Origin of the sequence: Nitrospira defluvii, assembly GCF_905220995.1 — a bacterium.
Taxonomy (GTDB): Bacteria; Nitrospirota; Nitrospiria; order Nitrospirales; family Nitrospiraceae; genus Nitrospira_A; species Nitrospira_A defluvii_C.
Window position 1 is genome coordinate 38,682 of record NZ_CAJNBJ010000008.1, and the last position, 16,701, is coordinate 55,382.

General features: G+C 54.5%; 15 protein-coding genes. All 15 read left to right on the forward strand.

The genetic code is table 11. The features are described from left to right. Window positions 1-6: 6 nt before the first annotated feature. The 15 genes from KJA79_RS11060 (at window position 7) to secD (ending at window position 16,521) form a co-directional block, all read left to right on the forward strand. Window positions 7-669 (forward strand): DUF3047 domain-containing protein, encoded by a 663-nt coding sequence (locus tag KJA79_RS11060; RefSeq protein WP_213042106.1) that lies wholly within the window; start codon window positions 7-9, stop codon window positions 667-669. Between the two features lie 41 nt (window positions 670-710). Then, window positions 711-1,103: a hypothetical protein gene (locus KJA79_RS11065; protein ID WP_213042107.1), complete on the forward strand. Its 393-nt coding sequence runs from the start codon at window positions 711-713 to the stop codon at window positions 1,101-1,103. Between the two features lie 3 nt (window positions 1,104-1,106). Further along, window positions 1,107-2,033, forward strand: coding sequence for a formylglycine-generating enzyme family protein (locus tag KJA79_RS11070; RefSeq protein WP_213042108.1), 927 nt, complete (start codon window positions 1,107-1,109; stop codon window positions 2,031-2,033). Between the two features lie 11 nt (window positions 2,034-2,044). Beyond that, window positions 2,045-2,995 carry a formylglycine-generating enzyme family protein gene (locus tag KJA79_RS11075; protein ID WP_213042109.1) on the forward strand — a complete coding sequence of 317 codons (951 nt, stop codon included), beginning with the start codon at window positions 2,045-2,047 and terminating at the stop codon, window positions 2,993-2,995. 319 nt (window positions 2,996-3,314) lie between these two features. Next, window positions 3,315-3,437, forward strand: a complete 123-nt coding sequence (locus KJA79_RS22980; RefSeq protein ID WP_281412680.1) for a hypothetical protein — start codon at window positions 3,315-3,317, stop codon at window positions 3,435-3,437. Window positions 3,438-3,497: 60 nt separating this feature from the next. Next, on the forward strand, window positions 3,498-5,417 hold the full coding sequence (locus KJA79_RS11080) for a cytochrome ubiquinol oxidase subunit I (protein ID WP_213042110.1): 1,920 nt from the start codon (window positions 3,498-3,500) through the stop codon (window positions 5,415-5,417). A gap of 87 nt (window positions 5,418-5,504) precedes the next feature. Then, a complete protein-coding gene (locus KJA79_RS11085; protein ID WP_213042111.1) occupies window positions 5,505-6,824 on the forward strand; it encodes a cytochrome c family protein in 1,320 nt (439 codons plus the stop codon). Window positions 6,825-6,876: 52 nt separating this feature from the next. After that, entirely contained in the window at window positions 6,877-7,914 is a 1,038-nt protein-coding gene (locus tag KJA79_RS11090) for a c-type cytochrome (RefSeq protein ID WP_213042112.1), read from the forward strand. A 61-nt stretch (window positions 7,915-7,975) separates the two neighbouring features. Continuing rightward, a complete protein-coding gene (locus tag KJA79_RS11095) occupies window positions 7,976-9,745 on the forward strand; it encodes a c-type cytochrome (protein ID WP_246507596.1) in 1,770 nt (589 codons plus the stop codon). 88 nt (window positions 9,746-9,833) lie between these two features. Further along, window positions 9,834-10,442 carry a molybdenum cofactor guanylyltransferase gene (locus tag KJA79_RS23325; protein ID WP_213042114.1) on the forward strand — a complete coding sequence of 203 codons (609 nt, stop codon included), beginning with the start codon at window positions 9,834-9,836 and terminating at the stop codon, window positions 10,440-10,442. A 6-nt stretch (window positions 10,443-10,448) separates the two neighbouring features. Beyond that, window positions 10,449-11,489 carry a glycosyltransferase family 9 protein gene (locus KJA79_RS11105; RefSeq protein ID WP_213042115.1) on the forward strand — a complete coding sequence of 347 codons (1,041 nt, stop codon included), beginning with the start codon at window positions 10,449-10,451 and terminating at the stop codon, window positions 11,487-11,489. Between the two features lie 77 nt (window positions 11,490-11,566). Continuing rightward, window positions 11,567-13,321 (forward strand): arginine--tRNA ligase, encoded by a 1,755-nt coding sequence (argS, locus tag KJA79_RS11110; protein ID WP_213042116.1) that lies wholly within the window; start codon window positions 11,567-11,569, stop codon window positions 13,319-13,321. Window positions 13,322-13,334: 13 nt separating this feature from the next. Beyond that, complete coding sequence (gene tgt / locus KJA79_RS11115; protein ID WP_213042117.1) at window positions 13,335-14,492, forward strand: tRNA guanosine(34) transglycosylase Tgt; 1,158 nt, start codon at window positions 13,335-13,337, stop codon at window positions 14,490-14,492. A gap of 23 nt (window positions 14,493-14,515) precedes the next feature. Further along, complete coding sequence (yajC, locus tag KJA79_RS11120) at window positions 14,516-14,836, forward strand: preprotein translocase subunit YajC (protein ID WP_213042118.1); 321 nt, start codon at window positions 14,516-14,518, stop codon at window positions 14,834-14,836. A gap of 35 nt (window positions 14,837-14,871) precedes the next feature. Further along, window positions 14,872-16,521, forward strand: a complete 1,650-nt coding sequence (gene secD, locus KJA79_RS11125) for a protein translocase subunit SecD (RefSeq protein ID WP_213042119.1) — start codon at window positions 14,872-14,874, stop codon at window positions 16,519-16,521. The last annotated feature ends 180 nt before the right edge of the window (window positions 16,522-16,701 follow it).

The following is a 16,701-nucleotide window of genomic DNA, read 5'->3' on the forward strand; positions in this document are numbered from 1 at the left end:
GCAGGGATGGAAATGAGGATGTTGGTCGGTGCGATAGGGTTGTTGGGGTTGATGGGATGGTCGTCGCTTCTGGGGCAGGGTGATGTGGCTTTTGCGGCTGAGCCTGGAGTCCTGGTATTAGAAGATTTTCAATCGGCTGACCAAGGCGGATTTCCGATTGATTGGCAGCATGAGAATCAACGTAGCCAGGCGAAGGGTAGGGACGCGTACAAGATTCAATCGGAGGATGGCAAGAAATTCCTGGCGGCTAAGGATGCGGGACAGCGTATCAAGAAGCGCAAAATTGATTGGGATCCAAAGGCGTATCCGATCCTGACCTGGCGGTGGCGTCTCCACAAGGCTCCAAATGGTTCTGAGCCTGTGGCGGCCGTGTACGCTTCGTTGGATACGGATCTCATGTTCATTCCTGTCTTTACCAAATATATCTGGAGCGCTGGAAAACCTGAGGGAACGTTCGTCGAGGGCGGCATGTTCAGTGGTTCGGAGCTGGTCGTGCAGAGCGGGGTGTTGCCGGTCGGAGAGTGGGTCGAAGAGCGGGTGAATGTCTACGAAGACTTCAAGCGCATTCACAAACATGAGCCGCAGGAAAAAGCCTGGGGGATCTCCCTGTTTGCCGGGCCTGGAGTAGAAATCGATTTTGGCCCGGTGACGGTGGGCCCGGCTAACTAAATTGCTTATGAGCTCGGGTTTATGAGGATTGCGTGGCGGAGATGAGTCGACCCTCAACCAATATGTTATTTGATCTGGCCTTCGGCATCGTGGTCATGGGCACGGTCGGGGCGCTGATCGGTACTTTTCTCGGTGCGGCATCCATTCCAGTAACCTCCGGAGTTGGTGTGTTGCTTGGCGCCGTGGTCGGCTTTCTTGGCGGACGCCGATTCCTGGCCAGTATTTTGGTCGGCACAGTCTTGGGCGGCCTCCTCGCGTGGATGATCGCCGGGCTGGAAAAGGTCTCATTTGGGGCAGGCGCCGGGGCAGCCATGGGGGGCTTTCTCGGTGTGCAGATTTCGATGTTGCTGGATGTGCGAGCGGCCAGAAAAGCCGCACAGGTTGAGGAAAGTGAGGACGCAGGCGCGGCTCACTCGGCAGTGACCAAATCATGAGGCGTGAGTAAGGCGATGGAAAATCGGGGTGTGCTCATCGGGTCGATTATCTTTGTGTTTGGGTCGTTCATTCTGATGATCGGAGGATTGGTCTACGAGTCCTATAAGGCCAAGCAGATGCGCCAATTGGCCCTCTCTATTGCATCAGAAGCCAAGCCCGTTGCCGCGCCCATCGCGCAGGATTTTTCGATGTACAAGACCCTTATCGGGGATGATGGCCGGGAAATGGTGCAAATCTCCGAAGGCCCGTTCGTCATGGGGAGCCGTGATAATGACAGTGACCCGGATGAAAAGCCTGAGCATCAAGTCTATTTGAAGACCTACTTCCTTGATAAGCATGAAGTGACACAGGACGCGTACGACCGTTTTCTCAAAATGACGAAAAGGGTGAAGCGAAAAATTGAGGTCTTTGAAGACGATCCGGCCAAGTTGCTGAAGCCTGACTATCCTGCCATTGCAGTGACGTGGGATGACGCAGAGGCTTTTTGCAAATGGGCTGGAAAGCGTTTGCCGACTGAGGCGGAGTGGGAAAAAGCCGCCCGTGGAGAGGGGAAGCGTCGTTATGCTTGGGGCGATGAGTTTGTCTCCGGATACGCGAACATCGACGGCACCGAAGACGGGTTTCGCTACCTCGCCCCTCCCGGTTCCTTCGAATCGGGGCGCAGCCCCTATGGAATTTACGACATGACGGGAAATGTCGGTGAATGGGTAGCGGATGTGTACGATGAAAACTTTTATCGAGCCTCGCCCTACCGAGATCCCAAGGGGCCAGACCAGGGTGAGCAGCGAATCATTCGCGGTGGTTCCTGGAGAGAAACAAAACGAAATGTGCGATCTTCCAAGCGATTCCAGGCGAGACCGTGGCGGCATGACATCACGGTTGGATTTCGTTGTGCGAAAGATGTCGATGTCGACACGGTGGTGAAGTAGTCGATCACGGCATGCTGGAAACGCGCTTTAAAGTGGTTTTCCTCTTCGCGGTGCTCTTTGCCGCGAGTCTGCCTATTATCGCCATTCTTCGCGGAACGATTTCCACTCCATTTGAGGCGGCATCAACGCATTCTGAAGAGGCAGTGTCTGGCACCGCTTCAGAGGCATCGCCCGAAGAGCCCCTGCCGGAAGAATTGGTCGTCATCCCTGCGGGGCCCTTCATTCGAGGGACGAATCAGGGCGGGTTCGATGAGCAGCCGGAGCGGCAGATCTATCTCGATGAGTTCCTCATCGATCGCTATGAAGTAACCAATGCGCAATATGCGGCCTTCGTGAAGGCGACGGGCCATCGAAAATCTGGGCCTCCCTCGCGGTATGCCAAGAATCCTGGGCGTATGCGTGGGGTGAACCAGCCGGCGGTGTATGTCTCCTGGGAGGATGCTAAAGCCTACTGCACCTGGCGAGGGCGGCGCTTGCCGACCGAGGCTGAATGGGAAAAGGCCATGCGTGGCACCGACGGTCGTCTGTGGCCGTGGGGCAACGTAGAAATGCCTGGCGGTGCGAACTGGGCTCGTGTTGACGATGGGTTTGATGTGGCGGCTCCGGTGGGGCGAGTGCGAAGCGATGTCAGTCCTTATGGCGTGATGGATGGGGCTGGGAACGTGATGGAGTGGGTGGAGGATTGGTATCTCGAAGGAGCCTATGCCGCGGCTTCTGACCGGAACCCTGAAAGTCCTGAATATGGAACGTACAAAGTATTGAGGGGAGCGGGATACACGAGTTCAGGATCAGACTTGCGTATCACCGCTCGCAGTAAAATGATGGCGGACTTTCGTGACGAAACGATTGGGTTTCGTTGTGCTCAATCCAGCGTGGGGAAGGGCCGTATGTCTGAGGGCGGGAAGGGTGAGAAAATCATAGAAAATCAAAGTAGTAGAGGATCAGAAACACGGCCAAAATGATATTGACAACCATTCCAGCCAAAACTATAATGTCGAACACTTTTGAGTTTTTCGCCATAAAAATCCCTTTAAAAATCAGGTGGGTGAGGGATTTTGATTAACACAGCATAGTTGGTGTGTCAATTTAAAATACGTACTTAAACCGTTGGGGGAATCAAGATGGAAGCTGCTCAGGACGACATCTCAATTAAGATCGGAAAAATGATTTTCTACATCACCCTGGCAGTGAGTCTCTGGTTTTTTTATTGGTTCGGAGGGATTCAGTGCCCGTGCTGATCCTGGCCATGGGAAACGTTTACTAAGTTGAAGGGGGTTTGAGATGGGCCAAACAATTGTGTATTTCGTCGTCTCGATCTTGATCTGCGTCTCGTTTTTTGCGGCTGTTGATCACTTTTTGATGGATGCGCAAGGGTTGGACTTTTGGTATCTCCTTCGGAAGTAATTGGGGAGATAAGGTTTTGATTTTGTTGTTCACATACGAGATGTATCAAGGAGGTAACCCATGGGCTCTGTAACCCGCACGAAGTTGATGTCGATCATGGCGCTGTGCGCGATGATCGGCCTCCTCCTCATGCCCATCCTGGTTGCGATCCCTGCCCTTGCCGGTGACGGTGGCGCTCCGGCCGCTGATGCCAAGAAAGAGGGCGGTGAAGCAAAGATTGAGAAGGGCAAGGACGTCTATTACAAAACGGAAGGTATTGTCTCGGGGCCTCCGGCCCCCAAGACAACTGACGGTGAGAAGGATTACCCGCGATACAATTTTGAAAGTCGCGTCTTGCTGTGGTTCGCCAACCAGCAGCATTTGTATTACGGTAGCTTCGTGTTGGCCGTGCCGATCTTCTGTATGGTCATCGAATTCATGGGCGTGGTGACGAAAGATAAGGCTATGGCTAAGCGGTATGATCAGCTGGCCTATGACTTTATCAAAATCAGCCTGACGGCCTATTCGTTGACCGCCATCCTGGGCGGAATTTTGATCTTCACCTTCTTGACTCTCTATCCGGCCTTTTTCCAATACCTCTCTGGTATCTTCAGGCCGGTCATGCACATCTATGCGTTGATGTTCGTGGCTGAGAGCGGAACGCTTTACATCTACTATTACGGTTGGGACAAGATGAAGGAGGGATTCCTGAAGTGGATTCACCTCAGCATGTCGGTGGTCCTGAACGTCATTGGTACGATTCTGATGTTCCTCGCCAATTCCTGGATCGGCTTCATGATGTCTCCTGCTGGTGTTGATGAGCAGGGGCGTTATCTCGGGAATATCTGGCACGTCATCCACACTGCGCTGTGGAATCCCCTTAACTTGCATCGCATTCTCGGTAACATGGCGTTCGGAGGTGGTGTCGTTGCGGCTTACGCGGCCTACCGCTTCTTGTCCGCCAAGACCGATGAGGAGCGCGCTCATTACGACTGGATGGGTTACATTGCCATGGCTTTGGGTGTGGCGTTTTTGATTCCCCTTCCATTCGCTGGCTACTGGCTGATGCGTGAGGTGTATGCGTATCGGCAGCAGATGGGCATCACGTTGATGGGTGGACTGCTTGCCTGGTTGTTTATCATTCAGGCGACCATGATCGGCATCCTGTTTTTGAGTACCAACTATTACCTCTGGCAGGCCTTGGGGCGTATGCGTGGTGCAGAAAAGTATCAGCGCTACATTAAGTACCTGGTCTTCCTCCTGACTTGCGGCTATCTCGTGTTCATTACGCCGCATACCATCGTCATGACTCCGGCGGAGTTGAAGGCGATGGGTGGTCAGCAGCATCCCGTGCTTGGTAACTATGGTGTTATGTCGGCCAAGAACGGTGGTATTAACGTGATCATTACCACGACCGTCTTAAGCTTCGTATGGTACATGCGTGGCAATAAGGTCTCGACGGTATCTTGGGCAAAATTTGGCAATATCTTCATGGGCTGTTTCTTCTTCTTCGCCTACCTCAACATTATCATGTTGGCCGTGTATGGCTATTACATTCCAGCGAACGTTCGTGTTGGTCTGTCTGTGCCTCAGGTGGCCACGACTCTGTCCTGTCTCTTCTTCATGTTTGCGCTTAACAGCGTCATGATGAAGGGGGCCAAGCAAATGGGCCCGATTGAGTGGGGTAAGATCTCCGCTCGATCACAGTATGCGCTCATCATGCTTGCCACGGCATTTACGTGGATGATGGGTTTGATGGGCTATATCAGATCGTCTGTCAGGCTCTTCTGGCACGTCAACGAAATCATGCGTGATAATTCACCATGGGCCTACACACACACGGTTGGCTTTGCGGCGAACATGATTTCTGCGAACGTGTTGTTCTTTTGGATCAGCATCATGTTTGTGTTTTGGTTGGGTGCCCTGGCCGCGAAAAAAGCGCCAGTGGAGGCGAAGGCTGCTGTCCCTGGCCGCGCTACGGCGCCGGCAGTTGGTCACTAATCAAAGCACAGAAAATGAATCAATGAGGGAAGGCCTCCGTGTTGCTTGGCTAACCGGAGCCTTCCCCTCCTGCAGGAGGTTTGAGCTGTGATTGAACTCATTAAATCGGCCTTGTCGATGGGCTGGCCAGCATTGGGCCTGTTAGTCGGCCTAATGTTTTATTTTAAGGCCTCCATCTCGGACCCAGTTGCGAACAAGCGAGCGGTCTTCAAGACATTCATTGGTTTTTGGGGAGCATTGCTCCTCTTTATGGCCATTGCCAACTACAAGATGAACTTTTTCGGTGAATCGAGATTGCTGCCCGTTTCTCTTGTCTTGATCACCTCCATGACGTTCATGATGGCCCTCTACTTTACGAATATCAGCGCCTTGCTGAAAATCGGAGGGTTCATGTTTTTCATCGCGGCGGCCTTGTCTGGATACGGAAACTGGCTGCCTCAGGTGGAAGGTGGTTTTCCTCCCATCGAAGAAAAGAAGGATTTTAGTAACATGCCCCAGACCGAGTTGGCTGACGAAGGTGAAAAAATCATCTTTGGCGGTGTCGGTCAGAATAAGGTCCAGGGAGCCATTGGCAAAGGTCAATGTCCTCTCTGTCATGCCTTCCATAAAGGCATGCTTGGCGAGCGGGCCCCGAACCTCGATGGAATCCCCGAGAGAGCGGAAACGCAAATCAATGACCCTCGCTACCATAAGGGTAACCCAGCTGCTCGCGACAGCAATCAGAAAGAAGCATTTGCAGGGTCTGGTACGGCGGAAAACGGGATTCAGTACATTGCTGAGTCGCACGCTTGCCCTAGCTGCTTTGTCGTGGCTGGTTTTGGCGTGAAGGGAACGAATGATAAAGAAAGCCCAATGCCGGCCATTCACAAGCCTCCAATTTCCCTGAGCCTCCCAGAATTGGCTGCCGTCGATACGTGGCTGTATGTCCGAGAGGGACGCGAAGCCCCTGGGTTTGACGAAATTGTGAAATCTTATGAGAAGTTTATTCCGGAGTCCGACCGCCCGAAGCCACCGACAGAAGGTGACAAGGCAGCTGGGGGTGGTGGAGCAGCCCTGATGGCTGATGGAACGGAGCCAGTCGATCAAATTTTTGCAAAGGGCCAGTGCGTGGCTTGCCACACTATTCCCGGAATCGCCGGTGCAACGGGAACGATTGGTCCTAAGCTGGTCGAGGGGACTAATGCTCCTCTGCGGATCAAGGATAAGGATTATAAAGGTAAGGCCAAGAGTGTGCCCGACTACATCATGGAATCGATCGTAGAGCCTAGCGCTTATGTCGTGAAGGGTTTCCCTGACAACACGATGCCAAAGGTATTTGGGCAAAAACTGAGCGCCGGAGCACTAAAGAAGCTTGTAGATTACCTCTCGCAGGTTCAGGAAGGAAAGGAACCACCCAAGGCCTCCTAGGATTGGAGAGTAGTAATCTGGTTGCTATTGCGGAAGAAAGGGAGATGAGGACATGAAAGCATTAATGTCAGTCGGGGCCCTGATTGGCGTCCTTGGACTGCTCATGTTGATCGGTATGATCTTCGGAGTAGTTCCATCGAACACCGTCAGGCTCGTTGAGGGCTACATGCCCATGCAGGTGCTGAGCGAGCTGGCGGTGTTCGTCGCCGGCTTTACCGGCCTGAGCTACCTGGCCAATTCCATGGGAATGACCATTCCGCGGTTCTGGCAGGGCGTTTTGTTCTGGGCTTTTGTCCAGACCTATCTCAAGTTCCGTATTTATCCGCCGATCCCCTTTAGCGTGCGCGCAATGTATGGGGTCGTTTCTTTCGTCGCTGTCTTCATGTGGGTTTCGGCCAACGAAGAAGATTGGAAGAAATTCCGGCAGCCCATTCTCAACGTGTTGGACGCTAATACGGGATTCCACAAAGCGCTTCGAACGATGTATCTGATTCTCTTGCCGATCTTAATCGGAGGCTTCTCATTCTTGACGATGAAGCCAAGTGTGGACGAGCCGATCGAGTTGCGCACGGTGCATCCGGCCCCTCCAGCGAGCACGAAGGTCCACGGCAAGACCTACACGCTTCAAACCTCGCAGAATCCCTATCGTGTAAACCTCGAAGGGAAATACGATCAGGCCTACAGCAACAAGCTGATCGTGGAGCAGGGCATGGGGCGTTTGATGGCACCGAATGCGAATCCCTGGGATGAGAAGGCTGAAGGGTATTTGAAGTATGTGCGCGAAGGGGGAGAGATTTTCTTCCAGAATTGTCACTTCTGCCATGGTGACAATTTGAACGGTCGTGGACTCCACGCGTTTGCGTTCAATCCTATTCCTGCGAACTTTACTGACCCAGGCACGATTGCGCAGTTACAAGAAACATTCATCTTCTGGCGCGTCGCTAAGGGAGGAATTGGTCTGCCGAATGAAGGATTCCCTTGGGCTTCTGTTATGCCGCCATGGGAACAGCACCTAACCACTGACGAAATCTGGAAGGTGATCTTGTTCGAGTATTGGCACACGGGATACTATCCTCGGACATGGGACTAATTCTGAATCTTACAAACAACCTGGGAGAACAGGTGTGAGGTTAACAATGAGAAAATTTCGAATGAACGCAAAGGCTTCCCCGGTTATCGGGGTTGCCCTCGGTGCCCTTCTCCTCTCCGCCAGTGCGGCAGGGGTTGGTCAAGCCGCAGATCTTCCCGAGGGTTTTGCCAAGGGAGAATTGGCTCCTGCCCCACCGGCGGAAATGATCGAGTCAGGCAAGCGTGTCTACTTCACTAAGTGTGTCTGGTGTCACGGTGTGGACGGCGCAGGTGATGGGCCTGGTGCCGATCGGCTGTGGCCGCGCCCAAGAAACTTCAATCAGGGTACTTTCAAAATTCGTCACACGGCGAGTGGAGAATTGCCGCTGTTTAATTACAATGAAAAGACTCCGGACAGCGGGAAGAACGATTTGTTCGATACAGTGACGCACGGTCTTCCAGGTTCGGCGATGCCACCATGGGAAGGCATCTTAACTGAAGAGCAGCGCATTCAGGTGCTGTCATATGTGACGACGCAGTTGGTTAAGGACAGGAAATTTACGGACAAACAGTCTGAAACGCAAACGATCCTTCAGCTTGGTACGATCAAGCCTGCTGAAGCTACGGAAGATAGCATCAAGAAGGGCGCTCAACTTATCGTTGACAAGAAGTGCATTGAGTGTCATGGAGTCGAGGGCCGTGGTGACGGAAATGCTTTCAATTTGAAAGACGACTGGGGCTTCTCCATCCAGCCAGCGAATTGGCATAAATGCTGGAATTTCCGCGGAAGCCGTCAGGATCCCTACAATGTAAGGAATATTTTCCGTACATTCTCGACCGGCGTCAACGGAACCCCGATGCCCTCATTTGCCGATAGCACCTCGATCGAGGACCGTTGGAACATCGCAAATTTTGTCAATTCCTTGTGCGAGCGTGACGAGGAAGGAAAGCCTCTTGGTATCGATCCTTTGACCGACAAGCCGAAGATCAACTTCGTCGTGCCTTCTACCGCCGTCGAAGGGGAGATCTCGAACGATCCAGAGAACGAGATGTGGAAGAAGCAACCACGGCGTTACGTGGCGATGGGCGGTCAAATTACGCACAAGCCACGAAATTTTGTGAATCGTATCGACGATATTTGGGTGAAGTCGCTCTACAACGAGAAGAGCGTCGTGTACTTGATCCAATGGGATGATCGCACGAAGAGCATCGCGGAAGGTAAGCTCCCATGGGCGCCGACCCAGGTGAACGTCGAGAATTTCGGCGTGAAGGAGCAGGCTCCAAAGACGGGAGAGGAAGGGTCGATCGCTGCGGCTCAGAACAATTATGCCGTCTATAACGATGCTATCGCGTTCCAGTTTCCGATAAAGTGGCAGGAGATTCCAGCGCCATTCAAGCCACGCTATTTGTGGGGAGATGCGAAGTTCAACGCTGACATCCTCAAGTGGGAAGCAGACGGCTCCTTGCGTTCATTCAAGGGAACTGGATGGGATCAGGACTTCGAAGAGCGTGATGACTTCGAGGAGAAGGTCAAGCTGTTGAAGTCTGAATGGAAGAATGGCCAGTGGACTGTCATGATCTCCCGTCCCCTCAAAGGGAGCAAAGATGATTATGACGAATACACCAGATTTGATATCGGTAAGTATATACCGATGGTGTTCTTTGCCTGGGATGGACATAATGGTGATGCGGGTCGGAAGATGGCGGTCTCCGCCTTCTATTACACGATTCTGCAGCCGCCGATCCCTCAGGAGGTCTACATCTATCCTGCGGTGATCGCAGTTGGCGTGGTGTTCCTGGAGGGTTGGATGTTGACCCGCCGTGCTAACCGGAAAAAGGGTAAGGTATTCTAGGATTACCTGACCAGAAGTGCGTAGTGGCGAGGGGGTGAGGAAACTCACCCCCTCGTTGTTTTAAGCCCAATTTGGGGAGGGCCACCGGATGGGTAGTCCAAACATCGAGGATGTTACCGGTGTCTTGATCGCTGGTGGGCAGAGTCGAAGAATGGGGCGAGACAAGCGTTTTCTCAAGGTGGCCGGCGTGAGTGTATTTGATAGGTCTCTCGCGCTACTGGGAACGATTTTTGACGAAAAACTCGTGGTTCTTGCTGAACCAATTGAGGGACTTGGGGTACAGGGATGTTCCGTTGTGTATGACGTGGTGAGGAATGCTGGGAGCCTCGGAGGACTTCTGACTGGACTCATCGCTTCCACGCGGGCAAGAGTATTTGCCATAGCCTGTGATATGCCTTTCCTGGACCAGGATGTCATCCGCTTCATGTCTTCCTGTGATCCTACTGCCGATGTGGTTGTTGGGCACCTTGAGGGCCGGTTTCATCCTATGCATGCAGTGTATTCGAAGCGTTGTGTTCCGATTCTGCAAGGCATGGTTGAGCGAGGGGAGCTCAAGATTCAGTCGCTGTTTCGCTGCAAGGAGTTGAAGGTCAGGGTCTTAACCGAAGCGGATTTGCTTCATTTCCGATCGAGACTCCGGTCATTCCGGAACATTAATACCCCCGATGACCTGGTCTCGGCAGAGAGCGCGAGTTGACGGCCGATGATGGAGCAGGAGCCGCTGGAGAGTAGTAGGCGGAAGGTACTGGTGATTCATCCAGCAGCATTGGGAGATGTGCTGTTGGCCCGCCCTGCGATCCGGGCGCTCCGCCGGCGATTCCAAAACCATGAGATGGCATTCCTTGGGGGGCGGGCGGTGGGCATGCTCTTGCACGACTGTGGAGAGGTGAATCAGGTCTTTCCAATTGAATCGGCATACTTGGGTGAGTTATTCGCCGGAAGCGAATACCTGAGCCGGCCGTTCCGGGATTGGCTAGAGCATGCTGATGTGGCAGTCGGTTGGCTGACAGATCGTGAGGGGATCGTCGCCGGCACTTTGCGTGCCGTTGGCGTGCGGTCGATTCAGTTTCAACCTGCTTTGTCGGCCGACTATCAAGCTGAGCATCAGGCGGATCGGTATTGTGAGGCACTCGGGCTGGAAGGGGCCGAGCTGCAGCTCGGCCGACGTCTTGCTCTACCATCGGGGATAAGGAGGCAGGGGCAGCAGAGCTTGCAAGCGCTCAAGGTGCGAAGGGACACACCGCTGGTGGTGGTCCACGCAGGGAGTGGCAGTGTCAGCAAGTGTATCGAGCCATGGAGGCTTGCGCAGGTTATTGGATGGTTGGTTGCGTTTGGTGCCGCTCCGTTGCTCCTGGAAGGACCCGCTGATCAGAACGCCGTTGCTTCGGTGCTGTCGCGGCTGAGCCACGGGGTGCCGGTGGTACGCGGTGAGAGTGTCTCTGTGATCGCCGGAGTGCTGTCGCAAGCGGCCCTCTATATCGGCCAGGATTCAGGCATCACACACCTTGCTGCTGCATTGGGCGTTCCAACGGTTGCGTGTTTCGGGCCAACGGATCCTCGTCGCTGGGCGCCGCGTGGTTCGCACATCACCGTTCTCACGGGGTTACGTTGCGCCTGCCCGTCCTGGCATGACGTCGAAATTTGCGGGGAACGCGCCTGTCTGCAGATAAGTCCAGAGCGCATTATCGAGGCCATTCGTGCATATTTGATTGAGCGAGTCCTCCCCCATTCTGAGAACACCTGATCTTGTCTCTGCAGTCCTGGTGTGTTAGAGTCCCTGTTTAATTTTCTCTGTTTCCACGCAGACTTAGAGGGATCTTTGTGACTCAAGGGATCGTTCAGGATAAGGTGAGTGCGGCGCTGACCGGAGCGTTGCTCTCCGCCAAACAAAAAGGCCTTCTCAATTTTGAGTTATTGCCGCCGGTGCATTTGGAGGCCCCAAAGCGGCCAGAATGGGGAGATGTTTCCTGCACCGTTGCGATGTCTCTCTCTGCCCTGGAACGCAAACCGCCATTTGAAATCGCGCAGATCATACTCGATCACATTGAGCAGCGAGATTCATTGTTCGTCCGGGCTGAAATTGCGCGGCCGGGATTTCTCAATCTGACGGTTCAGCCGGGGCTGTGGAAGGACGTGCTGCATCAGATCGAAGCGCAGGGTAGGCAGTATGGGCACAGTCAGCTGGGGCGAACGCGGCGGGTCTTGGTGGAATATGTCAGCGCCAATCCGACCGGCCCCTTGCACGTCGGCCATGGGCGAGGTGCCGCGGTGGGGCAGGCGCTGGTCGGCCTGCTGAGGGCGACCGGTCATGATGTGGTGAGTGAATACTACATCAATGACGCGGGACGACAGATGAAACTGCTCGGGGTGTCTGTCCTGGCACGCTACCGGGAATTGTGTGGGCAAACGGTTTCGTTTCCGGAGGATGGGTACCAAGGTGAGTATATTCGCGCAGTTGCAGAACGGGTGAAGGCCGAACGAGGGGCCGACCTCTTGTCGCTTCCCGTTGAGGACGCGGAACGCCAAAGCAGGGAATTCGCCTATCGAGAGCTGCTGGCGCTGATTCGGCAGGACTTGGAACGATTTGGGATTAGCTTTGAGTCCTGGTTCAGTGAGGCCTCGTTATTGTCGTCCGGTGCAGTTGAACAGGTGCTTGCCGAGCTGAAGACCAGAGGGCTCCTATTCGATCAAGACGGCGCGCAATGGTTTCGCTCCTCGGCGTTTGGCGACGAAAAAGATCGTGTTGTTCGGAAGCAGGAAGGTGAGTATACGTATTTGGCTTCCGACATTGCGTATCATCGCGACAAGCTACGCCGAGGGTTTGATCTCCTTGTCGATGTGTGGGGGGCGGATCACCATGGCTACATTCCGCGCATGCAAGCGGTGGTGCAGGCCTATGGGCATCCGAAGGAACGGCTTCGTGTCGTCCTGGTGCAAATGGTCAATCTCTTGCGCGGCGGCCGTAAGGTGGAAATGTCCAAACGGGCCGGAGAATTCATCACTCTTCGGGAGGTTATGGATGAAGTTGGGGCAGACGCAGCCAAGTTTTTTTTCCTCATGCGCGATTCCAGCACCCATTTGGATTTTGATCTGGAGCTGGCCAAGCAGCAGTCCCAGGAAAATCCAGTGTACTATGTCCAATATGCGCATGCGAGGATCGCGAGTCTGCTGCGCGTGGCCGCTTCGCGTGGCATTGAGTGTCCTCGTCCGAGTCAGTCGACGCTGAGTCTGTTGGAAGATCCGGACGAACTTGCACTCATTCGAAAGTTATCCACTTTTCCAGTGGTGATGGAGGCCAGCGCCGTGGAGCTGGAACCGCATCGTATGGCCTACTATCTTCGCGAGCTGGCTGGCATGGTGCATCCCTTTTATAACAAACATCGGATTCTTCCTCCGGCTCCCGACAGTGAGACATCTACGGCAATCTTGCCGGACTCGGCGCCTCGTCCAAATCGGGGGACGGATTCGATCCCGCCTGGTGTGACCGGGGCTCGGCTGGCGCTGATGTGGGCGGTGCAGCAGGTGGTCCGAAATGGGTTGAACGTGCTGGGTGTGTCAGCCCCGGAGCAGATGTAGGACTGCCGATCACATGCTGTCGTTTCGAATTACCCATGAAGAGGCAGGCGGAAGGGCTCGGGTTGGGGTTCTCACCACGGCACGCAGTGAAGTCGCGACGCCTGCCTTCATGCCGGTGGGATCATTGGGGAACGTGCGAAGTGTGGATGGTGAGGAGCTGCTCAAGATGGGTTACGGGCTCATCTTGAACAATGCCTATCATCTCTACCTGCGTCCTGGGCACAAAATCGTCGAGGAACTGGGAGGCGTGCACCGCTTTACGGCCTGGCCAGGTTCGATCCTGACCGATAGCGGCGGTTTTCAAGTGTTTAGTTTGGCCAAGTTTTGCAAGGTGACGGATGAAGGCGTGATCTTTCAATCTCACATCGACGGGTCTTCCCGGTTTATCAGCCCGGAAACGTCGATTGAGATTCAGGAAGCGTTGGGGGCGGACATCATCATGGCGTTCGATCATGTTGTTGCCTTGCCCTCGTCGCTGGACCAAGTGCGTGACGCCTCCAAGCGGACTTCGCTCTGGGCGCGTCGCTGTGTGGCTGCAAAACGCCGGACCGATCAATCACTGTTCGGGATCGTTCAGGGCGGATTGGATCGATGTCTACGAGTGGGGTCGGCACGCGATTTAGTGTCGGTCGGGTTTGATGGGTATGCCGTCGGCGGCTTGTCGGTGGGGGAGGACAAGGCCGACATGTATGCCATGCTGGATGTGACGGTGCCGGAGCTGCCCACCCATAAACCACGGTACCTGATGGGCGTCGGGATGCCGGAGGATTTGGTGGAAGGGGTGGCGCGCGGGATTGATATGTTCGACTGTGTCGTTCCCTCGCGTCACGGCCGCACGGGCTGGCTTTTTACCTCCTTCGGGCGGGTCGTGATTAAGCAGGCCCGGTACGCCCGGGATGAGCAACCGATTGATCCGGCCTGCGGCTGCCCCGTCTGCACGCGATACACACGGGCCTACCTCCATCATTTATTTGGAATCAAAGAAATGTTGGGGGCTCGTCTGAACACGATTCATAATTTGTGGTTTTTTGCGAAGCTGATGGAGGAGATCCGCAGCGCCGTGCGGGGTGGAACCTTTCAAGAATTTCGTCGCGAATTTCATCGGACTTATGTCGTGGACCGGCCTGGCGGTGAAAGTGGGTCGGATCTCCAGAATACGAACGTGTCTTAACGGCAGAGCAGGCGAGGCAGGGTATGTGGGATTCTGTAGCTTGGGCGCAGGGGACATCGGGGAGTGCAGGCACGGGTGGCGGCCTCTTGTCGCTGGTTCCATTCGTCCTCATTTTCGTCATTTTTTACTTCATGCTGATTCTGCCGCAGCAGAAACGTCGAAAGCAGGCGGACGCGATGCTCGCCGCTCTGAAGAAAGGCGACAAGGTGGTCACGGCCTCGGGCATCTGGGGTACCATCACCAACATGGGGAAAGAGACCGTGACGCTGCAAATCGCGGACACGACCAAAATCAAAATCCAAAAGGAACACATTGCTCGGTTGCGCGGTGACGAAGAGGATTGACACATGCGAATGAGACGGGAAGGATTGGCGGACGTATGAAAAAAGTCGGTGGACGGTTGTTGGCTTTGGTGACGCTGGTGGTCGTGTCGATCATCTTTTTCTTGCCCTCCTACCAACCGCTGTACAAGGAATTGCCGCGGTGGATTCGTGAAGTGCTGCCGGACAAGGGCATTACCCTGGGGTTGGACCTGCAAGGCGGCATTCACCTCGTGCTCGAAGTGGAAGAGGATCGGGCGGTTGAAATTGCCGTGGAACGGACGGCCGCGGGGCTTCAGGATCTGCTCGTGGAGAAGAAGATTCCTGCAGAATCGGTGAAGCGGACCGGTTCGTCGCAGATCACGATCGGGTTTCAAAATGCCGAATTGAAGGCCCAAGTACAGAAACTGTTGGACGACTTCCCGACGTATGTGGAAGTTGAGTCGGCCGGTTCGACCAATACGGTGGTGTGGGGCTTGCGTGAGGCGGAGATCAAGCGGATCAAGGATTCCGCGATCAATCAGGCGTTGGAAACGATCCGTAATCGCATCGACCAGTTCGGTGTGGCGGAACCCTTGATTCAACGGCAGGGGTTGAAGCAGGTCGTCGTGCAGCTACCTGGAATCAAGGATGCCAAGTTGGCCAAGGATCTGATCAAGCAAACCGCATTGCTCGAATTCAAGCTGTTGGATGACGACAATCAGCTCAAATTGGATCTGCCGGGCCGCGTACAGAAAGGGAAGGAGCGAGAAGAGGCGTTTCTGAAGCAAGTAGAGGGTAAGGTTCCGGAAGGCGATCAGATCCTCTTTGAGCGAATCGTTGAAAAAGAGAGCGGGCAAGAATGGCTGGCTCCCTATCTGGTGAAGAAACGGGTCATGCTGGCCGGCGACGTGTTGAGCGATGCGCGGGTTTCGATCGGACAGTTCAATGAGCCCTATGTGTCCGTGACCTTTGATGCGAAAGGCGCCCGGGAGTTCGATCGGATCACGGGCGAGAACGTCAAGAAGCGCATGGCGATCGTGCTCGACAATACCATCTACTCGGCGCCGGTCATTCAGGAGCGTATCAGCGGCGGTCGAGCCCAGATTACCGGAACCTTTTCGATGGAGGAGGCGAACAATCTGTCGATCGTGCTCCGGGCCGGTGCGTTGCCTGCGCCGCTGAAGATCATTCAGGATCTCACCGTCGGCCCTTCTCTGGGGCAGGATTCAATCGAAAAGGGCATCAAGGCAACGCTCTTCGCGGGCCTCCTTGTGATCGTCTTCATGGCCCTCTATTACCGGTTGTCGGGGGTGATTGCGAATTTCGCGCTGGTGCTGAACCTCATCTGTCTCATCGGGTCCTTGGCGGCGCTGAATGCGACGCTGACCTTGCCTGGTATCGCCGGCATCATTCTGACGATCGGCATGGGCGTCGATTCCAACGTGCTGATTTTTGAACGTATTCGTGAGGAGCTTCGGCAAGGAAAGGCGGTTCGGGTCGCGATTGATGCGGGGTATGACAAGGCCTTGTTGACGATTGTCGATTCCCACGTGACCACGTTGATCACCGGCTTTGCGCTGTTTCTTTTCGGTACCGGGCCGATTAAGGGCTTCGCTGTGACCTTGTGCCTCGGCATCGCGATCAATCTCTTTACGGCGTTGGTCGGGACGAAGGTGATTTTCGATCTGTTTAATCAGCGCAAGAAAATTGAGCAGCTCAGTATCTAGTGGGACCATGGTGCTCCGATTCCGGATGGTCGCCGGGACACTGCTCTGGTGGATAGGTATAGCAATCGCAGTCACAGAATGTTCGACATGTCCGTCCAACGAGACATATCTTGTGGATGCCGGCAGCCTCTGGGAGGGACAGAGATCGCGCTGGATAACATGGTCGGCATTCTGCTAGGA